The organism is Martinezella lusitana, assembly GCF_014207095.1.
In the GTDB taxonomy this organism is placed as follows: domain Bacteria; phylum Pseudomonadota; class Alphaproteobacteria; order Rhizobiales; family Rhizobiaceae; genus Rhizobium; species Rhizobium lusitanum_B.
Window position 1 is genome coordinate 296,346 of sequence record NZ_JACHBG010000003.1, and the last position, 24,817, is coordinate 321,162.

The window sequence follows — 24,817 nt, forward strand, 5'->3', positions numbered from 1 at the left end:
AGGAAGCGTAGGCTATAGTCGCTTTGCGGCCGTTCGGAAATATCGACAACGGCACCGGTCCGCACCAAGCTGCTACGATAGGTAACGAAAGCATCATCGCAGATGTCGTGGATGAGGCCAAGATCGCGGTCGTTGGAGCACACCAGAAAATCCGCGCAGAGAACAATGCTTCAAATGATTGAACCCACTCGCGAGAGCCGCGAGTGGGTCCATGGTCGATAGGAGCGCTCAAATATCGGAATACGGGCTGCGCTTAGAATTCTTCCCACTCGTTCTTCGCATCAAGGGCGGCATTGCCGTTGAAGGCGGTGGCAAGCTTCCGGTTGAGCGCCCGCGCAGGGGACGTGCGAGCGGCATCGCTCGGTCTTGCCGCCCGTACGGAGCCGGTCGCACCTGCGCCTTCAAGCCGGAACTGGGTGACGAGTTCACGCAGTCGCACGGCTTCGCTCGCAAGCGTATTGGACGCCGCGTTGGACTGCTCGACCATGGCGGCGTTCTGCTGGGTCGTCTGATCCATCGCATTGACGGCGGTGTTGACTTCGGCAAGGCCGACCGATTGCTCCTTGGCGGAGGTGGCAATCGATTCCATATGCTTGTTGATCTCGACAATAAAGCCGCTGATAGTCTTCAACGCCGAACCGGCATCTCGCACCAGCTTGACGCCGCTTTCGACTTCCGTGGACGAATTCTGGATCAGTCCCTTGATTTCCTTGGCAGCCTGAGCCGAGCGCTGGGCGAGTTCGCGAACTTCCTGCGCCACGACGGCAAAGCCCTTGCCAGCCTCCCCGGCGCGAGCGGCCTCAACGCCGGCGTTGAGCGCCAGCAGATTCGTCTGGAACGCGATCTCATCGATGACACCGATGATGTTGGAAATCTGCTGCGAGCTTTCCTCGATCTTGCGCATGGCCTCTTCAGCATGGGAGACGACTTCGGCGGATTCGGCAGCGGCGCGATTGGCACGGCCGGCGACATCCTTGGCTTCTTCAGTGCGCTTGCTCGAATTGGCGACGTTTACGGTGATCTCGTCGAGCGCTGCTGCCGTTTCCTCCAACGAGGCTGCCTGCTGCTCGGTACGTTTGGACAGATTGTCCGTGCCCGACGCAATTTCGCGTGTACCGGTGTCCATGGTCGAAATCGAGTTCGAGATTTCGGAAAGCGTGGAGCCGAGCTGGGCTACGGAACGGTTGAAGTCGTGACGCAGTGCTTCAAAGTCCTGGGCGAAGGCCTCGTTGAGTTGGACGGCAAGATCGCCGCCGGCAAGGCGCTTCAGGCCGGCAGCAAGGCCGGAGGTTGCGATGCGCAGCCGCTCCGCGGCATCCGCCTCTGCCTTCTCCTGCATGGCGATACGCTCGACTTCCGCACGCTTGCGACCTTCCTCAGCCTCGCGCTCCAGCCGGCGGTTAGCGATGGCACCCTGGCGGAAGACTTCGAGCGCTTTGCCCATGTCGCCGATCTCGTCATTATTCCTGGCAAGGCCGATGTCGAGATCAAGCTGGCCTTCGGCCACCTGCTTCATGGAATCGCCGAGCTTGTTCATGCCCCCGATGATGCGCTTGAATGTCACGAAGCCGATGATCATCAGCATCAAGGCCAGCGCCGACATCGCAGCAAGGGTCAGCGTCCAATAGAAGGAGGCGCTGGCATTCGCCCGATCGACAGCTCCCTGGGTTCGGTCTTCGAGCTTCACGAAGAAGGCATCGACCGGCTTCATGATCTCGGCTTTGAACTTATGGTAATCGGGGGAATTAAGCATGGTGGCTGCTTTTGCCTTGGCCTGCGGCCCCAAGGTAGCTGCATTGTCCACCAGGCTCATCGCCTCGGTTTCCATCTTCACCAGCGCGTCCGAGCGTTTGCCCGCTTCGGCGAGAAGCGCGAACTCGTCATCGGTGAAGCCGGTCTGTCTCATCAAGTCCTGAAGCGAAACGGCTGGCCCGTCCGGACGGGGCTTGGGATCGCCGCCAGCGACGAAATCCCAATAGATGCGATTATAGTCCTGTGGACGCGGGCGCGTCCCGTTGCGGATTTCGATGACGGCATTGTACTGGCTTTTGAAGGACGGATCGCCGGTCTCGGCATAGGTTCGCGCCATCCGGGTCAGCTCGTCCGACGAACGGCGGAAGTTCTCGGCCAGCAGATAGGATTTGTATTTCTGATCATAGGCACTGGCGACTTCGCCGACGGCACCGGCATAACCCCACAGGCTGCCGACAAGTCCTGCAATCGCGACACCCGCGGCTGCAGCGAGGACGATGAACTGCGTCTTTATTCTCATGGTCGAAATGTCCTGGGTGTGCATCTCTCTGTTGCCGCGCCGAAGTCATTTCTGACGTCAAGAAGTCATGCCACACATCTATGTCTATTTGGCCCGACGGCATCGTCGGAATGTTTTCGAGAGTTGCTTAGTTTGGTTAGCGAATTGATAATTCTAAAGTTTTTCTCTGAATAAAAACGTCTTTTACTCGCGTAAATTGAAGATCAGCTTCATCAGCCAAAGATGGGTATCCTGTTACGCGATTTGCGTTGCATCATTGTTCGGCAATGTATTTTGTGTGATACAATTTTTGCTTGTCATGCGGCATAAGACCCAGCGTCTGGTGTACCTCGTGCATAGGCATTCCAGGCCTGTCGCCGGCCGCGGTCATCATTCCTCGGCTGTTCCTGCCGCCACCTTCCCGAAGCATCCTCATCGCATCGATGACCCTTTCGAGGTCACCGCCATCTTCCGGACAGGAAGAGAGCCAAAACCGCAAGACCGGCGCACGCGATAAGGACAAAGTCCAGCCTCTGGACAAGACCTGCCAGCACAAGCCCGCCTCCCAGCAAATTGTAATAGAACAGGCTCAGGATCGCGCCGGCGGTGCCGCGGCGATCGGCATAGGCTCTGAGCGCCTGGGACAGGATGTTCGGTATCGCGATCGCGTAAGCGGCGGCAATCACGGCCATGCCAAGTAGAAAGGCTGGGCTGCGCACAAAAAGCCCAACGAAGCCGGCGCCGAGAACCAGCAAAACAATACCCAGACGCGTGAGTTTCTCCGAGTTCCATCCTTGCCGCAGCAGTCGGGAATTCACGATGGCTGCGGCAAGCGACGCGGCTCCCAGCACGATACCGCTATGACCGAAATCGATCCACACGTTCTCCAACCGCGCAAAGAGAAATGGGCCTAGCTGATAATAGCCGAAGATCGCCAGATTGAAGCAGCAGATCAGCATGGCGCTCGGCCAGATAGCCTTGTCGAACAACATTTGCCAGAGCGTCAGTCGGAATGACACGACCGGGATGGAAGCCGGCAACGTTTCCGGCCAGCGAATAAGGCTGATGACGAGAAGCGCTACAGCCAATAGGCCGAGCACTGCAAAGATGCCTTCATGACCGGCTATGGCGGCGATCTCTTCGCCGGTGAACATGCCGACTGCGGGGCTTATCGCCAACGCCATGCCAAGAAGCGAGAATACGCGCCCCAGGCTTGGGCCGCTGTAACTGTCGCGCAAGGCCGTCTGCGTGACGATCGAGCCGACTGCCGCACCGAATGCAGACAGAAGTCTCGCTGCGAGCAAATGGTTGAAATCCGGGACGATCAGAGCCCAACCCGCGCCGATCGCGTAAAGGACCAAGCCGGCAAGCAAGGACGGCCGGCGCCCCCAAACATCGCAAAGCCTTCCCCAGACGACGACACCAAGCGCAAAGCCCAGAAACCAGAGCGACAGGGTCTGGGCAACCTCCTCCGGAGCAACCCGATAGCGGTTGGCGATCAGCGGGAGGGCCGGACTGTAGATCGTTTCGACGATCTGGGGAAAGCTGAGCAACAGAATGACAAGCGCAAGCGGTGGGCGAGAGGACATGGGAGTTCCGACGATGAAAGACAGTTTTCCGCCTTCTAGCCATAAGCCGCTATGCCGGTTACAAACAAAAAGACAAAAAACATTGGAAATCGGACAATGGCTTGGATCGCTCCGGACGCAATCTTTGATCCCGATGTGATGGCAGAGCCGATCATCGGTATCGCATCGCGGCTTGTGCAGCACGATTCCCTCTTTCATCGGCACGCTCAGGGACAGTTGCTGTTTGCCTATGCGGGATCGATCAGGATCACCATGCCGAAGCTGATCTCGATGCTGCCCCCAATCCGGCTGATGTGGATCCCGCCCGGGATCGAGCATCGCGTGCAAATTCAAGGGGAGGTCGAATATCGCTCGATCTATCTCGATCCCGCGCGCGTGGCGCCAATCGCGCAAGAGCCCGTCATTCTGTCCATGACACCGCTTTTGCGCGAGGTGTTCGAGCGGATCAGCCACGAGCCCTTCGATACCGACTGGTCGCAAGGTGCGGCGCATAATCTGTTTGCGGTCTGCTTGGATGAACTGCGCAGCGCCCGGCGTGAGCCTATGCTTTTGCCGGTGCCGACCGATCCTCGGCTGACCCGGCTCGATCTCGAAGAACTGCCCCCCGAACTCGAGGAGCTCTCCCGGCGGCTCGCGGTCAGCGCCCGTACGCTCACGCGCATTTTCCGCCGGGAGACCGGCATGGGCTATCAGGCCTGGCGGCAGAACTGGCGCCTGCTGCGTGCGGTAGACCTTCTGGCATCAGGCCAAAGCGTCACATCCGTCGCCTTCGAGCTCGACTTTGCAAGCGACAGCGCATTCATCGCATTCTTTCGTCAGATGGCCGGACAGACGCCGCGGCGCTACATCCTGCAGCAATAGAAGGCTCTGCGTCTTCAGAGAGAGCAGTTCCTTTAGGCCAAGCCTTCCGCGACCGCATAGGTCGCAAGAACATCCTGGATGCTGTTTTCCGTTGGAAGCAGCGCACGGGCCGTAATGGAATCGAGATGATGTGCCATGAGTGCAGCCGCCTCGTCGGTCTTGCCGGCGATCAGCTTATCCAGCAGTTCCCGATGCTCCGACACGGCGCACTCCGAAGAGTGGGGGCGGCCGTAAAGGGCCAGGATCAGCGAGCTTCTGGCGACCAGTTCATTCACGTAACGGATGAGGCTGGCATTGTTGGTCATCTGAGCGAGAAGTGTATGGAATTCGCCGGCCAGGCGGATCGAAGCGGCATGCTCGGTCCTGGCCGCCTCTTCACCAGCAATATGCGCTGACAGAGTATCGATCTGCTCTCGCGTCAGGTTTCCCGAAAGCGTTTCGACGACAAGACGCTCCAATGCCATCCGCGTGAGAAAGAGGTTTCGTCCCTCCTCTAGGCTCGGGCGTGCAACCGCAGCCCCCTTGTTCGGGCGCAATTCCACCAGCCCTTCCTGGCTCAAACGAACCAGCGCTTCCCTAACCAGCGTCCGGCTGACGCCCAAACGCTCGCCAATCGAATCCTCCGGCAGTTTTGAGCCGGGCGGCAGTGCCTGGTCGATAATCGCTCGCTTCAATGCGCGATGAACGGCCTGAGAGCGACCACCGCCTGCATCGCTCATCTTCTTCGCCATTCCAGACTCCCAATGTTCAATCGATTTGACACATCGAATTGCATACGAAGTTCGTATGTGTCCAGCCATTTATTACCCTGAACCGCTGAAACCTGCGCCAAGACCTGGGATAGGCGAGATCACATTTTGCGTTATGGCAGCAAAAGATGCTTTACGGAACTCAAAATGCATGCATTAATTAGGCGAAATTGCATACAATAATAGAATTCAAAAATTGGGAACAATCACATGCTCGCCTTCGTCATCAAACGAATGCTCGGCCTTGTGCCAGTGATCCTGGTCGTCTCGATCGTCGTCTTTCTGCTGCTGCGACTGAGCCCGGGCGACCCAGCGGTCGTTATCGCCGGCGACAATGCGGATGCTGCAACAATCGAACGGATCCGCGCGACCCTCGGGCTCAATCAGCCCTTGACGAGCCAGTTCATCATATGGGCCGGCTCGCTCCTGCACGGCGATCTGGGCGTGTCGGTTTTCTCGAACATTCCCGTTACCCAGCTCATTCTGCAGCGCCTGGAACCAACGGCCTCGCTTGCTCTGACGACACTCATTTTCTCGATCGTGGTCGCGATCCCCCTCGGCACGATCGCCGGCGCCACCGCCGGAAGCTGGCTGGATCGGACACTGATGCTCGTCTCCGTTCTCGGCTTCTCCATCCCCGTCTTCGTGCTGGGATACTGCCTGATCTACGTCTTCTCGCTGCATCTTCATCTTTTGCCGGTTCAGGGCTTTTCCAGCATCCGCAATGGCATCCTTCCCTTCCTGTCGAGCATCGCTTTGCCGACAATCACCCTGGGGCTTGCCTATCTCGTGCTGATCGCGCGCATCACCCGGGCAAGCGTTCTCGAAATGATGGGCGAGGACTTTATCCGGACAGCGCGCGCCAAGGGCGTCAAGGAGCGCATCGTCGTCACAAGACACGCCTTGCGCAATTCCGCGATCCCGATCCTGACCGTTATCGGCATCGGCGTCGCGCTGCTGATCAGCGGCGTCGTAGTGATCGAGACGGTGTTCAACATTCCCGGCGTCGGGCGCCTCGTGGTGGATGCGATCCTGAAACGGGATTACCCGGTGATCCAGGGCGTCATCCTCATGTTTTCCGGGGTCTATGTCCTGATCAATCTGATCATCGACATCGCCTATGCGTTCCTCGATCCAAGGGTGCGGTACTGATGAACTCTACAGCTTCTCTCCCCACGGCGCCGGCAATGACCAAGCGCTCGCTACCGCCGTTCCTGCTTCATCCGTCCGTTCTCGTCGGCGGGCTGCTCATCGCGACGATCGTTCTGGTGGCGATCTTCGCTCCCTATCTCGGCACGGTCGATCCGGGTCGCATCAACCCCGGCATGCGCCTGAAGCCGCCATCGGAGCTTGCCTGGTTCGGCACCGATCTGTTCGGCCGCGACGTCTATAGCCGCGCCATCTATGGCGCGCGCAGCTCCATGCTCATCGGGATCTGCGTCGCCACGGCAGCACTGGTCATCGGCGTCACGATCGGTCTGGTGGGTGGCTACTTCCGTTGGGTCGATGCCGTGGTCATGCGCATCATGGACGGCCTGATGGCGATCCCGACATTCTTGCTCGCGATTGCACTTGTCTCGCTCACCCGTGCCAGCATCGCAACTGTTGTCGTCGCCCTCACCGTTCCCGAAATTCCTCGTGTCGTGCGGCTTGTGCGCAGCGTCGTGCTGACCGTGCGTGAGGAACCCTATGTCGAAGCGGCCATCTCCGTCGGGACATCGACACCGGCCATACTCTTCCGCCATCTGCTTCCCAGCACCTATGCGCCCCTCATGGTGCTTGGCACCTATATCTGCGCATCCGCCATCCTGATCGAAGCCGGCCTCAGCTTCCTTGGAACGGGCCTGCCGCCGGAAATCCCCAGCTGGGGCAACATGATTTCGGAAGGCCGCACCTTTTTCCAGGTCGCACCGCGCCTGGTCTTCTTGCCTAGCCTTTTCCTGGCTCTCACCGTGCTTGGGATCAATCTGCTCGGCGACGGGTTGCGCGATGCGCTCGACCCTCGAATTGCAAAGAGGATGTGAGGAATGCTGATGAAGACGGCAATACCTGTCATTGAGGTCCAGGACCTCGCTATTCCTCTTCCGGGTCGCGGCGATCGCGGCTTTGCGGTCGATCACATCTCTCTTTCCGTCGCGCCGGGTGAAATCGTCTGCGTCGTGGGCGAGTCCGGCTCGGGCAAATCGGTCACCGCGCAATCCATCATGGGCTTGCTGCCGAAGGTGTTTCCGAAGCCCGCCGGCCGCATTCTGTTCGAGGGCAAGAACATCACCGAGGCAACTCCCGCCGAGATGCGGGATCTGCGCGGCCGCGGCATCGGCATGATCTTCCAGGAGCCGATGACCGCATTGAACCCGGTGCAGGCGGTCGGCAAGCAAATCGACGAGGTATTGCGGACGCATCTGTCCCTGTCGCGCAGAGAGCGCTTCGACAAGGCCATCGCCGCCATGGCGGAAGTTCGCCTGCCCGATCCGGAAAAACTCTATCACGCCTTTCCGCACCAGCTCTCAGGCGGCCAGCGCCAGCGTGTTCTCATCGCGGCCGCGCTGATCCTCCAGCCGAAACTGCTGATCGCCGACGAACCGACGACGGCGCTCGATGTAACGACCCAGGCGCAGATCCTGTCGCAAATTCGCGAGCTGCAACGCGAGCGCGGCATGGGCGTGCTGTTCATCACCCATGATATCGGCGTCGTGCGCGAGATTGCCGACCGCGTCGTCGTGATGAAAGCCGGTAAGCTGATCGAGCAAGGCGCCGCTGATCAGGTGCTCAATGCACCGGTCTCGGACTATACGCGCATGCTGATCGCCTCGGTTCCAACTCTGGAGCCGAAGCGAAGCGGCCATGTCGTCAACGGTGCCGTCGCGCTTGAGGTGACGGCAGTGACAAAGACTTATCACAGCGGCGGTCTGTTCCGCGACCGCCGCACCGTCCAAGCCCTGCGGGAAGCCTCGCTTTCCGTTAGGCGCGGAGAGACGCTCGGCATTATCGGCGAATCCGGCTCCGGCAAGTCGACACTCGCACGCTGCGTCATGCAGCTGATCGAGCCGTCATCCGGCAGCATTGAGTTGCCTGATGCCGGGGATGGCCGCACGTTGCGGCAGCGCATGCAAATGGTCTTCCAGGATCCCTACAGATCGCTCAATCCACGCCGCACGGTCGGGCAATCGATCATCGAAGGGCCTATGAATTTCGGCCAAAGCAAGGGCGAGGCTTTGGAGCGGGCACGCGAGCTGATGCAACTCGTCGGACTTGAGCCCCATGCCGTCGATCGCTTTCCGCATCAGTTTTCCGGCGGCCAGCGGCAGCGCATCTCGATTGCGCGGGCGTTGGCGATGGAGCCTGACATTCTGGTCGCGGACGAGGCCGTGTCTGCTCTCGACGTCTCGGTCCAGGCTCAGGTCCTGCGTCTGATCGACGACATCCAGAAGCGCTTCGATCTGGCCATTCTTTTCATCACGCATGATCTGCGCGTCGCAGCGCAGATCTGCGACCGGCTGATCGTCACGCATCGCGGGGAAATCGTTGAGCAGGGAGCTGTATCGACCGTCTTTGCAGCGCCGTCCCACCGATACACGCGCGAACTGCTCGCATCGATACCCGGCCGGGCGGAACAAAAGGTTCCGGCCTGAGGAAATCTCTCGAATAATAAGGGGAATGACCATGTTTGATCCGATGAAAGCCACTCGCCGGGCCCTGTTCGCCTCGGCCGTCTTGCTAACGTGCTTCGGGACCGCCTGGGCGGAAAGCACCCTCAAGATCGTGCCGAGCGCCGATCTCCAGGTGCTCGATCCGATGGGCTCGACCGCCGACATCGTGAAGATGCACGGCTTCATGATCTACGACACGCTCTATGCGCTCGATGAGCATTTCAAGCCGCAGCCGGAAATGGTGCAGGACATGCAGCTTTCTGCCGACAAGAAGACCTATCGCTTCACGCTGCGCGACGGGCTGAAATGGCATGACGGCCAGCCGGTCAAGGCGGAGGATTGCGTGGCCTCATTGAAGCGCTGGCAGGCCCGCGATGCAGCCGGGCAGCTGATGGCGCGCGAGCTGAAGGAAATGCGTGTTATCGACGACAAGACCTTCGAGCTCGAATTCAAGGAGCCCTACGGCATCGTGCTGGAAAGTCTCAGCAAGGTCGCCTCGAACGTGCCCTTCATGATGCCGAAGCGGATCGCCGAGACCGATCCCTACAAGGAAATCACCGATTATACAGGTTCTGGCCCCTACAAATTCGCCAAGGACAAGTGGATCCCCGGCAGCAAGGTGGTCTATGAGAAGTTCGCCGACTACGTTCCGCGCAAGGAACCGGCAAGTGGCCTGGCCGGCGGCAAGGTGGCGCAGTTCGACGGCGTCGAATGGGATATCATCAAGGACCAGCAGACGGCGTTATCGGCGCTGATAAGCGGCGAGATCGACTTCTGGCAGAACCCCTCGCTGGACCTCCTTCCGGTTATCGAAGCCGCGGGCAATCTGCAAACCAAGGTCATCAACCAGACCGGTACCCAAGGCACGCTTTTCTTCAATCACACCCAGCCGCCCTTCGACAATCCGAAGGCGCGTCAGGCCATGTTCTACCTGACCAACCAGCAGGCCTATCTGCAGGCGGTCAACGGCAACCCCGACTACTTCAAGACCTGCGCCTCCTTCTTCATCTGCGGCAGCCCGATGGAAACCGAAGCCGGACTGGACGCGCTGAAAGCGCCCGATCCGGTGAAAGCCAAGGCGCTTTTCCAGGAGGCTGGCTGGGATTTCTCCAGGCCGATCGTCATTCTCGATCCGACCGATGAAAGCATCGTGCATCCGGAAACCGTCGTCACCGTTCAAGCGATGCGGGATATCGGTCTGACCGTCGATGTGCAGGCAATGGACTGGGCGACCGTCCTGAAGCGCCGCAATTCCAAGGAACCGGCCGGCAAGGGCGGCTGGAACCTGCTTCATTCCTATGTCGGCGGACAGGTGGTCGCCAATCCGGTCTGGAGCATCACCTTCTCGGCTGCATGCGAGAAAGGCATCTTCGGCTGGCCATGCGACAAGACGCTTGAGGATCTGCGCCTGAAGTGGGCGCTTGCCGATGGCCTTGACGCACAGAAGGCGGTCGCGGCCGAGTATTCGAAGCGCGCTTTCGAAACCGGCCATCATATCCCTCTCGGCCAATGGAACACCTTTGTCGCGTTCTCGAACAGGCTGTCGGGCGTGCTGACGACGCAGGACGTGCCGGTGTTCTGGAACATCAAGAAGAGCGATTGACACGATCTAAAGGAAAGGCGCCTCGACGCGCCTTTCATCCGACTTCCCTAGAATAGTGAGCAGATAACATGTCGACCGATTACGACCGTTTACCCTTCGAACCTCACGAATATCTCGCACGCAGGGATGCTTTAAGAAAACTCATGGCCGAACGCGGCATCGATGCCTGCGTGTTCAATTCGGCCGAGAACATGTACTACCTGACCGGCTTCGGATCGCTCGCTTATGGCGCGACCTCCCTGATCGTTCGAGCAGACGGCAACGCGATCTGGGTGATGCGGCTGACCGAACTCAGCAATATCCGTGCGCTGAAGGGCAAGATCTGGGCGGATGAAGGCGTCGGCGTCCGGGACGGACAGGACTATACGGCCATTCTCGAGCGCACACTTGCCGATTTTGCCCCCGCAAAGGCCACGATCGCCGTCGAATACGCGACCGTTCAGACGGCCTTGCGGGGCTTCGTTCGGCTGAAGGACGACGCTATTCTCAACGCGTCCGGCCTCGTCGAGCAGCTGCGCCGCATCAAGAGCCCCGCGGAAATCGAACTTCTGCGCAAGGCAGGTCGGATCGCGGCGCAATCTTGCCGCGATGGCTTCGAGACATTGCACGAGGGCATGACCGACACCGCACTTGCCGCAGTCGTCACCAACAGTATGCTTGCGAATGGCAGCCACCGGCCGGTCAAGATGGCAAATGTCTGCGCCGGCCCTCGCACCGCCCGCGCCCACGTCACCTGGTGCGGCGCGCCGATTTCCCGCGGAGAATTGGTCAATATCGAACCTGCCGCATCGATCCACGACTACCACACGCCGATCTTCCGGTTCTATTCAATCGGAGAGCCGGTGGACCGAGTGCGGCGCATGTTCGAGGTATGCAAGGAAGCGCTCGACGAGGGCTTTGCCCGCGTTCGCCCCGGCATGACCTCGCATGAGGCCGCCCGCATATTCGAAGGCGTGATCGAGGGCCGCGGCTTTGCAGAATGGATGGTCACGCGGCCGGCCTACAGCATCGGCGCGTCCTTCCCACCCGGCTGGGGCGAGGACGATGTCATGGCGATCCGCCGCCATCACGATGTCGTTCTCGAAGAGGGCATGTGCTTCCACGTAACCCCCTGCCTTTACGAGGATGGGATCGGCTGCGTCGGCGCTAGCATGCCGGCAGTTTTGACCATGAGCGGATTTGAATCCTTAAGCGGCGACGAAGCCATTTTTGGCGTGAAGTGAAGGAGACACCATGGATATGAGCGCAAACAGCGACGCCTCAGACAACAGGACCGCCTTCGATTTCACCAGGCTTAGCGCTCGCGAGCGCTACAAGCTGATGATCGGTACGATCATTCCCCGCCCGATCGCGCTGGTAACGACAGTCGACGAACATGGCCGCTTCAACGCGGCCCCATTCAGTTTCTTCAATTGTCTTTCGGCCGATCCGCCCATCGTGGCGATCGGCGTCGAGAACAATCCCGACGTCTCCTTCAAGGATACCGGCCACAACATCCGGATGACGGAAGTCTTTACCGTCAACATTGTCTCGCATGCCATTGCCGAAGCGATGCATGTCTGCGGCACGAAATATCCGCGCGGGGTCGACGAAATGAAGGAGGCCGGCCTGACTGCCATGCCCGGCGAAAAGGTTGCCGCGCCCTGGATAAGAGAGGCCCCGGCCTCCTTCGAATGCCGCCGGCATCTGACGCTGGAGCTTGGCAAATCGCGTCAGATCATCATGGGCGAGATCATCTTTGCCCACTATCACCCAGGCGCCGTCGATGAGAGCCTGCATGTCGATCCGAACATCATCGATTCAATCGCTCGGCTCGGCGGCGATACCTGCTCCACGATCCGTGACAGGTTCGAAATGCTGACGCCGAAGCTGGCGTGACGGAGGCGAAAACAAGAGAGAACATCATGGACAATGAAACCCACTTCCTCTGCGAAGCTATCGAGCTTGCGCGTACCAATTCCCAAAATGGCGGCCGTCCGTTCGGTGCCGTTGTCGTCAAGGATGGCGAGGTGATCGCAACCGGCGTGAACGAGATCCTCACCACGAACGATCCGACCGCCCACGCCGAGATGACGGCGCTCCGCCTTGCCAGCCAGAAGCTGAAGTCACCCAACCTGCAGGGCTGCACGGTCTATACCAGCGGTCACCCCTGCCCCATGTGCATGGCGGCGATGCGTCTCGCCGGCGTGAAAGCAGTCTCCTACGCCTATTCCAACGATGACGGTGCGCCATTCGGGCTGTCGACCGCGGCAATCTATGAGGATCTGGCGAAGCCCTTTGCCGAGCAGTCGATGACGATCCGCTATGTTCGCACGCGCCTTGAAAACCAACCCGACCTCTATGCCGATTGGAAGCGGCGTCAGGACAAGCGGTCCTGAATCATGAAGAATGCCGCTTCCCGTTCCTTGCTTCCGCTGTTGTGCGTCGTTGCCATCGTCGGGCTCAATCTGAGGCCATTCATTACCGCCGTCGGGCCGCTTGCGGGAGACATTCACACGCAAACCGGTCTCGGCCTTCAGGGCATGTCGCTTCTGACCATGGTGCCGATGGTCTTGATGGGGATCGTCGCCTTCGTCGGACCGTCCCTTCAAAACGCCCTGGGTGCGCGCCGATTGATCCTCGGAGCTCTGGCGATACTGGGCTTCGGATCGCTGCTGCGCTTCTTTTCGGCCACCGGCTGGCAGCTCATAGGAACGGCAGCCGTCATCGGATTCGGGGTTGCGATCGTTCAGGCTGTATTTCCCGGTGTCATCAAGCGGATATTCCCAAGGCGCGTCGCAGCGGTGATGGGCCTTTATTCTTCGATGCTGATGGGCGGCGGCGCGCTCGGCGCGAAGGCCGCGCCCGTCGTCGCGGGCGCAGCGGGGGCATGGCAAGCGGGGCTTGCGTGGCTTTCCATACCGGCCGTCATCGCCCTCGTGCTTGCCTCGATCTACTTACCGGCAGACGATCGACGGACATCGGGCGGCAATGTAACAACCCATTTGTTGAGACGGCCACGTGCCTGGTTGCTGATGGCCTGTTTCGGCCTCGTCAATGGCGGTTATTCTTCCGCGGTCGCCTGGTTGTCACCCTATTATCAGGGACAGGGATGGAGCGGGGCGGCAACGGGGGACCTTCTCGCCGTCATGGCTATCTGTCAGGCGACATTCGCCCTTGTCCTGCCGCTGTTGATCGGTCGCGAGGGCGATCGCCGAGCCTGGCTATGGTTGACGCTGCTCTTTCAAGCGGCAGGCTTTGCCGGTCTCGCCTTCTGGCCGCTGCTCGCTCCCTTTGCCTGGGCCGGGCTGGTGGGCGCCGGATTGGGAGGCTGCTTTGCCTTGTCGCTGGTGGTGGCGCTCGATCATCTGTCCGATGCCGGACACGCCGGTGCGCTGTCGGCACTAATGCAGGGCGGAGGCTTCCTGATCGCTGCCGTTCCGCCATGGATCGTCGCCGTCCTGCACGACCTGACGGGTGGTTTTCAGGCCGGCTGGCTGCTTCACCTGACATGCGTGGTCATCGTCGTAGCCCTGGCGCAGCGTCTCGCTTCCCACAACTACCACAAGGCGATGCCACCGATGCATCACGCACCGCTGGCAGATCAGGATGCCTCCGCGCGCTCCAGCGCTTAATGTCACGCAGCCTCGCGGTTGTGGATATATCCCATGACGGCAGCTGACACATGAGACAGCACAATTCTCGATCAACTGCACCAGACTGAAGGCGACGTCCGAAATCCTCGGGCGTCGCCAATTATATTGTCAGAGCCGGGATGAACTCCGAAATCCATTCCCCGCGCCCGCGCTGCTTCGCAGCAAGATTTCTACGCAAATAAAGCGTGCCGGCCAGCTCATTTGCGGGGAATGCTCCACCCGCCGACGCGGTCAAGGCTGGGCTAACGGCACTATCCTGCCCTCCGGGCCAATACAACCGGTGATATTCCGGAACCATTATCCCCAAATTGACCTTTCGTATGTCAAACGAGTTCACGGAAGTGTGCTGGTGCTCATTTTGAACAAAAAGCCGTCTCATGCTTTTCTGGAACGATCCAGTTGCCAAAGAACCATAATTGTTCCACGAACATCACACATCAAACACTCAACGTTGAGAATCGGATCAGAGCTTAATGCGTATACAACTTGGTTTCCTCGGCATCTTCCTGGCAATTGCCCCCTCGGCATATGCTCTGGAAGCAGCCGCACCGCCAGTTCTGGCGCCGCTGCAGCAGCAGGCGCAGGCAGCGCATTTGAGCGCGCAGTTTCTCGAGCGTTTCCACTATAGGCCGCTCCCGCTCGACGATGCCCTGTCGGTCAAGGTCATGGACCGGTTTATCAAATCGCTGGATCCGGATCGCGTACTCTTCATGCAGTCGGATATCGACAAGTTCATGGCTGACAACACCAAGATCGACGACGCCATCAACAAGGAAGACTTGCGGATCCCGTTTTCGATTTTCAACGTGTATGAGCAGCGCGTTGTCGATCGCATGACCTATGCCCGGAGCCTGCTCAAGCAGAACTTCGATTTCAATGTGAAGGAAAGCTACTCGCTCCAGCGCGACAAGGCACCTTGGCCGCAAACCGACGCGGAAAGCAACGATCTGTGGCGCAAGCGCGTCAAGAGCGATTGGCTGCGGCTGAAGCTGGCGGGCAAGACCGACGACGCCATCCGCACGACGCTCGACAAGCGCTACCAGAATTCGCTGGAACGCGCCTACAAATACAAGAACGACGACGTGTTCGAGACGTTCATGGACGCCTACACGAAGTCGATCGACCCTCACACCGACTATTTCGGTACGCGCGCTTCAGCCGAATTCGATATTTCCATGAAGCTGTCACTCGTCGGTATCGGCGCGGTTCTGCAGGAAAGAGACGACTACACGACCATCCGCGAACTCGTGCCGGGCGGCCCGGCGCAGTCTTCCGGCAAGCTTGCCGTCGGCGACCGCATCGCCGGCGTCGGCCAGGACGCCGAAGGCCCCATCAAGGAAGTTGTGGGAACCCGCCTCGATGAAGTCGTGCAGATGATACGAGGCACCAAAGGCTCCGTCGTGCGTCTCGACATTCTACCGGCCGATGCCGGACCAGATGGCAAACATAAGATCATCAGCCTGGTGCGCGACAAGATCAGCCTCGATAAGCAGGCGGCCAAGAAAACCCTCCTTTCCGTGAAGGACGGCGAGGCCACGCGCAAGATCGGCGTGATCACGCTGCCGGCCTTCTATGAAGACTTCGAGGGGCGGCGCAAGGGCGACAAGGATTATCGAAGCGCGAGCCGCGATGTCGCAAAACTGCTGAGCGAGCTGAAGCAGGATAAGGTCGACGGCGTTCTCGTCGACTTGCGCAACAATGGCGGCGGCTCGCTCTCCGAAGCGATCGACATGACGGGTCTCTTTGTCGGCAAGGGCCCTGTCGTTCAGCAGCGCGACGCGGGCGGCAAGGTGGAAGTCGAAAGCGATGACCTTTCCACGCCTGCCTGGACTGGCCCGGTCGGCGTACTGATCAATCGCGGCTCCGCATCTGCCTCCGAGATTTTCGCCGCGGCGATCCAGGATTATGGTCGCGGCGTGATCATCGGTGAGCCGAGCTTTGGCAAAGGCAGCGTCCAGACCGTGGTCAATCTCGATCAGATCGCCCATAACAGCAAACCGAAGTTCGGTGAGCTGAAACTGACGGTTGCCCAGTTTTTCCGCGTGAATGGCGGCACGACGCAGCTGCGCGGCGTGACCCCCGATATCAACCTGCCGGGCCTTTCGGATCCGAAGACTTTCGGGGAAGCAAGCTTCGACAATGCCCTGCCATGGACGGAGGTCAAGCCGGCTAAGTATACACCCTCAGCCAACCTCCCGGCGTTGCTACCGGAACTGCAGAAGCTCCACGATGCTCGCGTGAAGGGTGACCGCGATTTCCAGCGTTTCGTTGAGGACGTTGCAGTACTCAAACAACAGCGCGAAAAGCAGTCTCTCTCCCTCAATGAAACCGAGCGCCGCGATGAAATGAATGCTCAAGCGAAACGCTTGAAGTCGCGCGAACAGATAAACGACGGCGTTGATAACAACGAAGACGACGGCCTGCAGGCGAACGAGCGCAGCCTGAGTGACGATATCGCTCTGGAAAAGGCACGCAAGAACGCCAAGGACGTCCTTTTGAACGAGGCTGCCGCCATCGTTGCCGACGAGGCAAATCTGCAGTCGAGCGTGCCGAAGACCGCTGCACAGCGATCAGGCGCTAGCGACGGAAAATAACCTTTCCTCGGAATTTCTACTTGCGCGGCCCCGGTCCACCAACCAGGGCCGTCTTGTTTGGGCGTAGCGTCGCGGAACCGTATGGTTGATTGAAGCGCCGCTGCCAAAGTTCGACGGCACCGGTTCCTGCGGGGCGCCCCTGCTGCCGCCGCCGCTGGACGGACGATCTGCGGGCACCTCGACCGGCCAGGCGAATTTCCTTATAGTTTCGGCATCCTGATCACCTCAGACCTTGAGGGATGGGCTTGGTTGGAACGGGAAGTCATGGATCATCTCAGCAGTTCGACCGCCACTCTCCTTTCCAGCAGGGATCGCGGCTGGAAGGGCTTGGGCGCCGAGTTTCTTCATATCCGTGCCGGCCGCACGCATGTCCCTGGAACGGAAAGCCATCGCCTGGGTATCCATTTCGGTCGCGCCGTAAACGCGCATTGCCAATGCGATGGCCGGGATCTTCGCCGTCAGCAAAAGCACGGCGATATCGACATCGTTCCAGCCGGAATGGATGGCTGGTGGGAAGACGATCGCGATTGCACCATTCTGCGACTGACCGTCCGGCCGGAACTCCTGCAGGCAGCCGCCCGGGAGCTTGGGCAAGACCCCGAAACCGTTTCTCTTGCTCCGCGGTTCCAGCTCCGCGATGCCCGGCTCGAGTCGATCGCCTGGGCCATCAAGGCGGAAATCGAGGCAACCGTACCATCCGACATCACCTATGCCGAGACCTTGGGCATGGCCCTGGCAATCCGTCTGGTCGATAATAATGGGCAGAGGCTGTCGGCCACCAACAATGATCGTGCGGCGCTGAGCAGCCGGCAACAGCGTCGTCTGACCGACTTCATTGAGGATCATATCGATCAATCCCTGTCACTGGCCGATCTTGCCATCGTCGCCGGCCTTAGCGTCTCGCACCTAAAGCCGCTGTTTCATACCACCTTCGGTATGCCGGTTCACAAATATGTCCTGACGCGCCGTGTCGAGCGCGCCAAAGCGCTCCTCCTGACGGCGGATATGCCGCTCGCCCAGATCGCGCTGGCCGCCGGTTTTGCTCATCAAAGCCATATGACGCATTGGATGCGGCGGCTTCTCGGGCTCACGCCCGGCATGATCATGCGAATGCATTCCTGACATCGATTATCGTCCGAACCTGCGATCAATCGTCCAAACCTGTGCGAACCGCTGCACGCCGACGGCTAACGTTGCGGGCAGACGAACAGGAGAAGAGACGATGCATGTCATTCTAGGCGCCAGCGGGAAGGTTGGTCGCACCACCATCAACGCCCTGCGTAAACAGGGGATACCGGTACGCGCTGTGCTTCGCGACCCGACGAAGGCGCAGGCATTTTCAGACCTCGGCTGCGAGATTGCCATCGCCGACCTGAACGATCGCGGCACCCTCGTTGAAGCAATGAGCGGTGCCCGCGCCGTCCAGGTCATCTGCCCGGTCAACGTTCGCGCCGAGCGGGCGCAAGCGAACATGCTGCAAACGATTGAAACGATCGCCGAAGCTTTGACGGCTGCCAATCCACGGCAAGTCCTCGCCATCTCCGACTATGGCGCCCAGCATAGTTCCGGAACCGGCGTTACCTTGATTTTTCATGCTTTGGAGGCGCGTCTGCGCAAGCTGGACTCGAAACTGATCTTCCTGCGGTCGGCCGAGCATATGCAAAACTGGGCACGATTGACCAAGGTGGCAGCCGAAACCGGCCAGTTGCCAAGCTTCTATCACAATCAGGCTAAGCTGCTTCCCATCATCTCCGCTTTCGATGTCGGCTCAATTGCAGCCGAACTGCTTTTGGAGAGCAATGATGCAAAGCTGCGTATCGTCCATGCCGAGGGTCCGCAGCGCTACACACCGAACGACATTGCCGCAGCCATAGGCCTGCTCGCCGGTCGAAACGTCACCGCCCTCCCCTTGCCCGAAACGGAATGGCAGAACGTGCTGTTGCGCGCAGGTCTTTCGGAAGACTATGCGCGACTGCTGGTGGAGCTCTACACCGCTCACAATGCCGGCAGGATAGATGTAGAAAGCGATGTGGGTGAACTCCGCCGCGGCGGCACTGAGCTGGTAGATGCATTGAGGCCGCTTCTTCTCGCATGAGCAAGTGCCAAGTTATCTGAAAGACTGCTTCCATTGCAGGCATTATGGCCGGGCAAGTCGTCCACATCGCGGCCCAGGGGGGCGAGGCGGCTTGTCATACAAGCTATCATTGCAATGACGGGCGAAACCTCTATTATCGGGCGCAATTGAACTGCAGTGCGGCAATCGACGGGAGATCGGGAGCGCTGCAGATCTGGAGGCAGCCGGTCATGTCGTCCATAACCTCAGGCAATGACAAGCAGTACGCGGATAGCAAAAAGCTCGCCGCCCGAGCTCGTCTCAACAGCGAATATACTATTGCCGAAATCGGCTGGTTTCCATGGGTGGCGCAACAGCTACCACTGAAATCAGGCGATCACATTCTTGATATCGGCTGCGGCCCCGGCTGGTTCTGGGTAGCGGCTGCAGCGTCGTTGCCAGACAAACTGAGCCTGATGCTTTGCGATCTTTCCCCAGGCATGGTTCAGGAAGCCATTGAACGATGCAGCCCCCTGCTCTTTGGCAGCATCGCGGGCCGACAGGCGGATGCCGCGGCTTTGCCCTACGCCGATGGCTCCCTGGACGCCGTCGTCGCGATGCATATGTTCTATCACCTACCGGAACCGGCTAAGTGCGCGGCGGAAATGTATCGCGTCTTGAAGCCGGGCGGCTTTCTTGCGGTGACGACCAATGGCGCTGACAACATGCGTAAGATGTATGAGCTGACCGCCGTATTCGGCAGCCCTCCCCACGATCCCGCCGGCGCCGCCTTCGGCTACGACGCTGCGAAACGGCTGATGCAAGCCCAATTCGGAAATGTCGCCATGACCGAATACCCGGCGCGCGTGCGAGTGACCGAGCCCGAAGACATATTCCTCGCCCTCACCTCCTACCCTCCGGGCGAAGGCGCCAGCGAAGCACAGCTCTCCGAGTTCCACACGGCGATAGCCGACGCATTTCGAGCCGGCAACGGCGTGCTGGAAATCGAAAAGCAAACCGCCCTTTTCGTCAGCCGAAAGGTTGCGTGAACAGTTCGCCTTTCCGAGGAGAAACCGGAGACCCAATATTGCAGAAAGAAACCGAACAGCATTTCAGGACACGCGATCTTGATGGAGACGCGGAGAAGATTCGGACAGGAGCGTATCAAGTCATTTCCAAAGAGGACGCCAAGCGCGCCTTCCAGGAGCGCTTGTGGTTGTGGCTGGCGCTCGTCTCCATCCTCGTGCTTCTAGCTTGGTTGTTCGGTGCAATCTAGTTGCGACTAGAACACGTGGCGGAGGTCGGTTCGCAAAGGTCGGCCTCATTGTCATCGGCGGGTTCTGAACTGGAGTGACGCCGGATCCGCAAGTGGGTAAGTGGGCAAATTTGGAGGCACAAACGCGTGTTCCAGATTATTCCACATAACTCGTAAGACGGAGCCACCCCGCGCATTCAGAATGCCTCTTCGCGTTTAGCAACTCTACCTATTAGGCAAAGTGAACTATCCACACTATGAGGAGCATGTCTATTAGCAATACAATCACCAGAAGGAGGCTTATGAGCTTTCGCCGCTCTACCGTCTCCTTGGATTCAATTTCGAAAGCCGCTTTGTAAGCGTTTTTGGTGTCTCGATCACTCACTGGTCTAATAGAGTTTCGAGGGCGTGTCATATTGACGAGGCCGCATATGACGAAGATGAGAAATAATAGCAGATAGGGGGCCATCTCAAACGCAGCCTTTTGCTGTCCAGCCACTTGCAACTATCTGATTAGATAAACAGGTTTCACTGTCCATCGCAATTGAAAGCCGCTTGCGCAATGCCAGGCGGTTCTACATTGCCAGAAAATCTGTCGCGCTTACGCCGGGGGGCAAGCGGGGCAAGCCGGTGGCAGCACGTTTGTCGTTGAAGACGACGGTGTGATTGTAGGGATGTACTACATCCGCGTTAATCGGACGGGCGGAGGAAAACATGTTTGCAACTGCGCCTACCTGACGGACACGGCGGGGCAAGTGGTCGAGGCATGGCTCGTCAGATGCACGAGGATTCGCTAGTTCACGTAGTGCTTATTGATTAATTGCAGGACATCGCAAAGAGCTCTATTTTCCCTTGCAGGGTGCCTCGACGAGACGAGATGGGACTGGGCTTGCCAGGCCGGACCACTTCGGTTTCCGCATCAATCCCAGATTGTCGTTCGACGATACGATCCAGGAGGAGACGTACGATGAGCGAAACGACGCCGGACAATATCATGCAGCTCGGCATGGGGTTCTGGGCCTCCAAAACCATGCTCAGCGCGGTCGAGCTCGGCGTCTTCACCGCGCTCGCAGCCGGCCCGGCCAACCTGACCGACCTGCAGGCAAGGCTGCAACTGCATCCCCGCTCTGCCCGCGACTTCTTCGACACCCTAGTGGCTCTTAAACTGCTCGAACGCGAGGACGGCCGCTATCGCAATGCCCCTGATACAGATCTCTTCCTCGACAAAGGCAAGCCCTCCTATATCGGCGGCATGCTTGAAATGGCCAATGCCCGGCTCTACGGTTTCTGGGGCTCGCTGACCGAAGCCCTGCGCACCGGGGAGCCGCAGAATGAAGCTAAGCACAGCGAAGACTTCTTCGCCGCGATCTATGCGGAGCCGGCGCGCCTGCGCGGGTTCCTCGAGGCGATGAGCGGGATCAGCGCCGGTGCTGCGCAGGCGATCGCCGCCCGGTTCGACTGGTCGAAATACACGACCTTCGTCGATGTGGGCGCGGCGCAGGGCATGGTGCCGGTGGTTATCGCGCAAGCGCATCCGCATCTTCAGGCCATCGGCTTCGATCTGCCCGCGGTGCAGCCAATATTCGACGAGTTCGTCGCTCGGCAGGGTCTCTCTGACCGTATCCGCTTCCAAAGCGGCAACTTCTTTGACGGCCCGATGCCGAATGCGGATGTGATCTTGATGGGGCACATCCTGCACGACTGGGATCTTGCCGAGAAGAGGATGCTACTGGAGAAGGCCTTTGCCGCGCTGCCGAACGGCGGGGCCGTGATCGTCTACGATGCCGTCATCGATGACGAGCGCCGCTTGAACGCTTTCGGCCTGCTGATGAGCCTGAATATGCTGATCGAGACCCGCGGCGGGTTCGACTACACCGGCGGCGACTGCCAGGCTTGGATGCGCGACGCCGGGTTCGTGGCCACGCGCGTCGAACCGTTGGTGGGGCCAGACTCGATGGTGATAGGCTTCAAGCCCGACTGAGCCGAAACCGCGACAGCGGCCGGTGTTCCGCAAGATCGACCGAGGATGCAATGTCGATCGCCTGGTGCCTATATGGTCGATGGCGCCGCTTCGCTCTTGAATTGAACAAAGCTCTCGATGAAGGGATACCAAGCGGGCCGCCAGCGCATAGCAACTGGACGCCGGCTTGGCCGCATTCAGCGACGTTGTCCAACGAACCGGCAGTGCCACACAATCTGCCCCACTTACCCCCAATCGCCGTCGACATCGCCTGATCGCGCGATGACTATCCCTCTGGAATCATGCCGGCAATAAGTCATAATGAAGCTATTTTACGTCTTACTTCCGCAAGGCTCGGCAATGCCTCTTCAGTCATTGCCGAGCCGCATCAGTTGTCCGCGGACAACCAGCGACTTTTAATATTCGGCCGAGGCGGCGGCGCGCTAGTTTTCGCGCGTCCGCATATCAATGCAGGTACTCATCGCATGTATGGTTGACATCACTTCGTCTGCAACTGTTTCATCGCCTCAAGATCCTCGTTGCTGACGAATTCGCAGGCGAGAAGGGTTTTACCCGGAAAGGCGGAGGACTCGCGGGCAACCACAGAGACCACCCCCATGTCAGCGGCGGGCTGCTCGGCCTTCGGTAACGCACGGCCATAGGACTTTGTCGCCGTCCCGAGCACATTGCCGAGGCCGTCCGACTTCAATTGATAGGCTTTGGCAAGGTCATCGGCGCGCAAGCCTTCCACCAGGACACCGAAGCTGGTGCCGGCAAACATAAGCTCGCTTGTCTTGAAACCCCGATGGCCAAAGTCGGCAGGCAATTTATAGACGGCAGCCGCCAGCAACGATGTATCCGCCTTCGCAAGCTTCTCGGCTTCATTGTACATCTTCGTTGCCGACTTCGTGGAATAGGCCGGCTTGCAAAGTGCTGCATCGAAGAAGGCAGCCTTGTCGAAAGCAAACGCATTCGAGCCAAGCGAGAGTGAGAGGACGATGCTCAGCGACAGGAATGTCTTAACGTTCAAGGCAGATCTCCGGAAAGCAGGCAATCGATTCGAATTCAGGTTGGCACTTGTATTCACCACGTATGTATCGCCAAGCCGCCAATGCGCCAACCCTACTTTGTTAAGGCTTGAACAGATATTTGCAGGTCTTCGAGGGCTACGCCGAAATAGCACTTAACGCGAACCAGGTTGAGCTGAGTGGCACTTCCGATAACGAAACAAGACGGCTTGGGAGGCTCAGCCTTCAACCGATATGGCAAGGCGCTCCTCTATTGTTTAATCGGATGAGCCGGTGCGGGAGGACGCGGCCGCGAGACATGACATCGCTACGCAATCCTCCCTACCCCAGTAGCCGGATCGGCCGAGGCCGTTCGTCGCGAAGCCGGACAACCCGATATCACCGCCGAGACGGAATGAAGGATCACGAGGTTTCCGGTCGGAATATAGAGCGCAACAACCGAGCATTTCGCGGCGCCGCTCGATGAGGCACAGATCAGTCGACGTCGTCGGAGAAGGAGAGGCGCCGCGCACTCGATACCTTTCGCGGCCAGACGCAAGCTATGCGCCAACTATAAAAATCTGGTTAACCAAAACTTGCTGTTGGTGCCGCGGTTGCATATATCGACAACGACTTGTCGAACCCATCAGCAGCCGAAGACGGATTCTTTGCCGTTCCGTCAAAATCGCTTCACAATCAGTTCGTAATGGATTTCAAGGCAGAGGAACGATTTCATGGAAGAACCCTGGACGACCAATCGCGGGCCAATCGTGGCAACGGCGCTCGACGTCAAGAAGGCAGAGGCAATCAATTCACTTCTGGTTCACGCCATCGATATTCTGCCATCGAAACCCGGCGATATCATTCGCCCTTTCGCGCTCGGTCTCTGGAACGAAATTCGGCCGCTTCTGAAGCCTGACATGTCCGTGATGTCGCTTCGCCGCGCTACGAGTTCCTTTCTCCACTCCAAGCAATATTACTTTGCCTGCGCCCAGCCGGATTCCATGCGTCATGACATCGCCGGCAATCCGATTGAACAATTGTCGGACGAGGACAGGCTTGCGGCCCAAAAGCGCCTTACGGCATTGCGGCAGGTGCAAGCCAAGCCTGCTGCACCCGTTGCTGAACCGAAATCGCCACCGCCGCCTGCCCTCAACAAGGCTGAGTTGATCCGGGCTTCACTTCTCGGCGGCCGCAAACTCTCTGACCGCGTGGCCCGTTAAAATCCGAGACGGCTTGATCGTCTGCAAGGCAGCGTTCGCACTGCTGCGGGCCCGCGCGTAAGCTCCGATACGAAGAAAACGCGGAATGCGGAGCCTTAGCAAGTGACGGCCTCGCTCGAAGCGCTGTGACTAGTCCTATCCCGTGAGGCGACCCTTCATGCGGTAGTCCGCGGACTACCCTCTCCATGAGCGATCACGGCGGACACGACCCCCTCCCTGATCCACAGCCATCACGTTGCACAACGCGGCGATCCCTCTCAGCGAGCCTCGTGCATTTCTCGAGCAAAACCCGCTAAAATCTGCCGAATGTTTAAGCATTTGTAAAACGGCAACGAATCGGAGCATATTATAACTGCGTAGTTCCGCGGTATTCCGTCACAATTGCGC

20 protein-coding genes and 1 pseudogene are annotated in these 24,817 nt (G+C 59.1%); 17 read left to right on the forward strand and 4 right to left on the reverse strand.

Features of this window, described 5'->3' with window-relative positions; genetic code table 11:
- Positions 1-253: 253 nt before the first annotated feature.
- Positions 254-2,272 carry a methyl-accepting chemotaxis protein gene (locus GGD46_RS09450; RefSeq protein WP_246806251.1) on the reverse strand — a complete coding sequence of 673 codons (2,019 nt, stop codon included), beginning with the start codon at positions 2,270-2,272 and terminating at the stop codon, positions 254-256.
- 437 nt (positions 2,273-2,709) lie between these two features.
- Positions 2,710-3,840 carry an MFS transporter gene (locus GGD46_RS09455; protein ID WP_184703493.1) on the reverse strand — a complete coding sequence of 377 codons (1,131 nt, stop codon included), beginning with the start codon at positions 3,838-3,840 and terminating at the stop codon, positions 2,710-2,712.
- Positions 3,841-3,936: 96 nt separating this feature from the next.
- Between GGD46_RS09455 and GGD46_RS09460 the strand changes: the two genes are divergently transcribed.
- Positions 3,937-4,701 (forward strand): AraC family transcriptional regulator, encoded by a 765-nt coding sequence (locus GGD46_RS09460; protein ID WP_184703494.1) that lies wholly within the window; start codon positions 3,937-3,939, stop codon positions 4,699-4,701.
- A 32-nt stretch (positions 4,702-4,733) separates the two neighbouring features.
- Here the strand turns inward: GGD46_RS09460 and GGD46_RS09465 are convergent, their stop codons facing one another.
- Complete coding sequence (locus GGD46_RS09465) at positions 4,734-5,432, reverse strand: GntR family transcriptional regulator (protein WP_184703495.1); 699 nt, start codon at positions 5,430-5,432, stop codon at positions 4,734-4,736.
- Between the two features lie 228 nt (positions 5,433-5,660).
- Here GGD46_RS09465 and GGD46_RS09470 point away from each other — a divergent pair, with 228 nt between their 5' ends.
- From GGD46_RS09470 to GGD46_RS09535, 15 genes and pseudogenes are all read left to right on the forward strand, one after another.
- Positions 5,661-6,602, forward strand: a complete 942-nt coding sequence (locus tag GGD46_RS09470) for an ABC transporter permease (protein WP_184703496.1) — start codon at positions 5,661-5,663, stop codon at positions 6,600-6,602.
- Positions 6,602-7,474: an ABC transporter permease gene (locus tag GGD46_RS09475; protein ID WP_184703497.1), complete on the forward strand. Its 873-nt coding sequence runs from the start codon at positions 6,602-6,604 to the stop codon at positions 7,472-7,474. Before GGD46_RS09470 ends, GGD46_RS09475 begins: the two co-directional genes overlap by 1 nt.
- A gap of 3 nt (positions 7,475-7,477) precedes the next feature.
- Positions 7,478-9,082 (forward strand): dipeptide ABC transporter ATP-binding protein, encoded by a 1,605-nt coding sequence (locus GGD46_RS09480; protein WP_246806252.1) that lies wholly within the window; start codon positions 7,478-7,480, stop codon positions 9,080-9,082.
- 31 nt (positions 9,083-9,113) lie between these two features.
- Positions 9,114-10,703, forward strand: coding sequence for an ABC transporter substrate-binding protein (locus tag GGD46_RS09485; protein WP_184703498.1), 1,590 nt, complete (start codon positions 9,114-9,116; stop codon positions 10,701-10,703).
- A gap of 68 nt (positions 10,704-10,771) precedes the next feature.
- The gene (locus tag GGD46_RS09490) at positions 10,772-11,926 is read left to right on the forward strand and encodes a M24 family metallopeptidase (protein WP_184703499.1); all 1,155 of its coding nucleotides are present in this window, start codon (positions 10,772-10,774) and stop codon (positions 11,924-11,926) included.
- 10 nt (positions 11,927-11,936) lie between these two features.
- Positions 11,937-12,581 (forward strand): flavin reductase family protein, encoded by a 645-nt coding sequence (locus tag GGD46_RS09495; RefSeq protein WP_184703500.1) that lies wholly within the window; start codon positions 11,937-11,939, stop codon positions 12,579-12,581.
- A 26-nt stretch (positions 12,582-12,607) separates the two neighbouring features.
- The gene (locus GGD46_RS09500; protein WP_184703501.1) at positions 12,608-13,081 is read left to right on the forward strand and encodes a nucleoside deaminase; all 474 of its coding nucleotides are present in this window, start codon (positions 12,608-12,610) and stop codon (positions 13,079-13,081) included.
- A 3-nt stretch (positions 13,082-13,084) separates the two neighbouring features.
- Positions 13,085-14,317 carry a cyanate transporter gene (locus GGD46_RS09505; RefSeq protein ID WP_184703502.1) on the forward strand — a complete coding sequence of 411 codons (1,233 nt, stop codon included), beginning with the start codon at positions 13,085-13,087 and terminating at the stop codon, positions 14,315-14,317.
- A 494-nt stretch (positions 14,318-14,811) separates the two neighbouring features.
- Entirely contained in the window at positions 14,812-16,932 is a 2,121-nt protein-coding gene (locus GGD46_RS09510; protein WP_184703503.1) for a carboxy terminal-processing peptidase, read from the forward strand.
- 264 nt (positions 16,933-17,196) lie between these two features.
- Positions 17,197-18,054, forward strand: a complete 858-nt coding sequence (locus GGD46_RS09515; protein ID WP_184703504.1) for an AraC family transcriptional regulator — start codon at positions 17,197-17,199, stop codon at positions 18,052-18,054.
- 100 nt (positions 18,055-18,154) lie between these two features.
- The gene (locus GGD46_RS09520) at positions 18,155-19,027 is read left to right on the forward strand and encodes an NAD(P)H-binding protein (RefSeq protein WP_184703505.1); all 873 of its coding nucleotides are present in this window, start codon (positions 18,155-18,157) and stop codon (positions 19,025-19,027) included.
- A gap of 209 nt (positions 19,028-19,236) precedes the next feature.
- On the forward strand, positions 19,237-20,034 hold the full coding sequence (locus GGD46_RS09525) for a class I SAM-dependent methyltransferase (RefSeq protein WP_184703506.1): 798 nt from the start codon (positions 19,237-19,239) through the stop codon (positions 20,032-20,034).
- A gap of 38 nt (positions 20,035-20,072) precedes the next feature.
- Entirely contained in the window at positions 20,073-20,261 is a 189-nt protein-coding gene (locus GGD46_RS09530) for a hypothetical protein (protein WP_184703507.1), read from the forward strand.
- Positions 20,262-20,878: 617 nt separating this feature from the next.
- Positions 20,879-21,051 (forward strand): annotated as a pseudogene (locus tag GGD46_RS33745) (GNAT family N-acetyltransferase); the annotation flags it as partial.
- Between the two features lie 156 nt (positions 21,052-21,207).
- Entirely contained in the window at positions 21,208-22,221 is a 1,014-nt protein-coding gene (locus GGD46_RS09535; RefSeq protein WP_184703508.1) for a methyltransferase, read from the forward strand.
- A 478-nt stretch (positions 22,222-22,699) separates the two neighbouring features.
- On the opposite strand, the gene GGD46_RS09540 is transcribed toward GGD46_RS09535, so the two are convergent.
- Positions 22,700-23,230, reverse strand: a complete 531-nt coding sequence (locus tag GGD46_RS09540; protein WP_184703509.1) for a hypothetical protein — start codon at positions 23,228-23,230, stop codon at positions 22,700-22,702.
- Between the two features lie 711 nt (positions 23,231-23,941).
- On the opposite strand from GGD46_RS09540, the gene GGD46_RS09545 reads away from it, so the two are divergent.
- Positions 23,942-24,430, forward strand: coding sequence for a ProQ/FINO family protein (locus GGD46_RS09545; protein WP_184703510.1), 489 nt, complete (start codon positions 23,942-23,944; stop codon positions 24,428-24,430).
- Positions 24,431-24,817 lie beyond the last annotated feature (387 nt).

Excerpts from the sequence above, each read along its gene's own strand:
- GGD46_RS09545 (WP_184703510.1), top strand. The coding sequence starts at position 23,942 with ATGGAAGAACCCTGGACGACCAATCGCGGGCCAATCGTGGCAACGGCG.
- GGD46_RS09450 (WP_246806251.1), bottom strand. The coding sequence starts at position 2,272 with ATGAGAATAAAGACGCAGTTCATCGTCCTCGCTGCAGCCGCGGGTGTC.
- GGD46_RS09525 (WP_184703506.1), top strand. The coding sequence starts at position 19,237 with ATGTCGTCCATAACCTCAGGCAATGACAAGCAGTACGCGGATAGCAAA.
- GGD46_RS09465 (WP_184703495.1), bottom strand. The coding sequence starts at position 5,432 with ATGGCGAAGAAGATGAGCGATGCAGGCGGTGGTCGCTCTCAGGCCGTT.
- GGD46_RS09460 (WP_184703494.1), top strand. The coding sequence starts at position 3,937 with ATGGCTTGGATCGCTCCGGACGCAATCTTTGATCCCGATGTGATGGCA.
- GGD46_RS09480 (WP_246806252.1), top strand. The coding sequence starts at position 7,478 with ATGCTGATGAAGACGGCAATACCTGTCATTGAGGTCCAGGACCTCGCT.
- GGD46_RS09475 (WP_184703497.1), top strand. The coding sequence starts at position 6,602 with ATGAACTCTACAGCTTCTCTCCCCACGGCGCCGGCAATGACCAAGCGC.
- GGD46_RS09510 (WP_184703503.1), top strand. The coding sequence starts at position 14,812 with ATGCGTATACAACTTGGTTTCCTCGGCATCTTCCTGGCAATTGCCCCC.
- GGD46_RS09470 (WP_184703496.1), top strand. The coding sequence starts at position 5,661 with ATGCTCGCCTTCGTCATCAAACGAATGCTCGGCCTTGTGCCAGTGATC.
- GGD46_RS09520 (WP_184703505.1), top strand. The coding sequence starts at position 18,155 with ATGCATGTCATTCTAGGCGCCAGCGGGAAGGTTGGTCGCACCACCATC.
- GGD46_RS09515 (WP_184703504.1), top strand. The coding sequence starts at position 17,197 with ATGGATCATCTCAGCAGTTCGACCGCCACTCTCCTTTCCAGCAGGGAT.
- GGD46_RS09535 (WP_184703508.1), top strand. The coding sequence starts at position 21,208 with ATGAGCGAAACGACGCCGGACAATATCATGCAGCTCGGCATGGGGTTC.
- GGD46_RS09505 (WP_184703502.1), top strand. The coding sequence starts at position 13,085 with ATGAAGAATGCCGCTTCCCGTTCCTTGCTTCCGCTGTTGTGCGTCGTT.
- GGD46_RS09485 (WP_184703498.1), top strand. The coding sequence starts at position 9,114 with ATGTTTGATCCGATGAAAGCCACTCGCCGGGCCCTGTTCGCCTCGGCC.
- GGD46_RS09490 (WP_184703499.1), top strand. The coding sequence starts at position 10,772 with ATGTCGACCGATTACGACCGTTTACCCTTCGAACCTCACGAATATCTC.
- GGD46_RS09500 (WP_184703501.1), top strand. The coding sequence starts at position 12,608 with ATGGACAATGAAACCCACTTCCTCTGCGAAGCTATCGAGCTTGCGCGT.
- GGD46_RS09455 (WP_184703493.1), bottom strand. The coding sequence starts at position 3,840 with ATGTCCTCTCGCCCACCGCTTGCGCTTGTCATTCTGTTGCTCAGCTTT.
- GGD46_RS09495 (WP_184703500.1), top strand. The coding sequence starts at position 11,937 with ATGGATATGAGCGCAAACAGCGACGCCTCAGACAACAGGACCGCCTTC.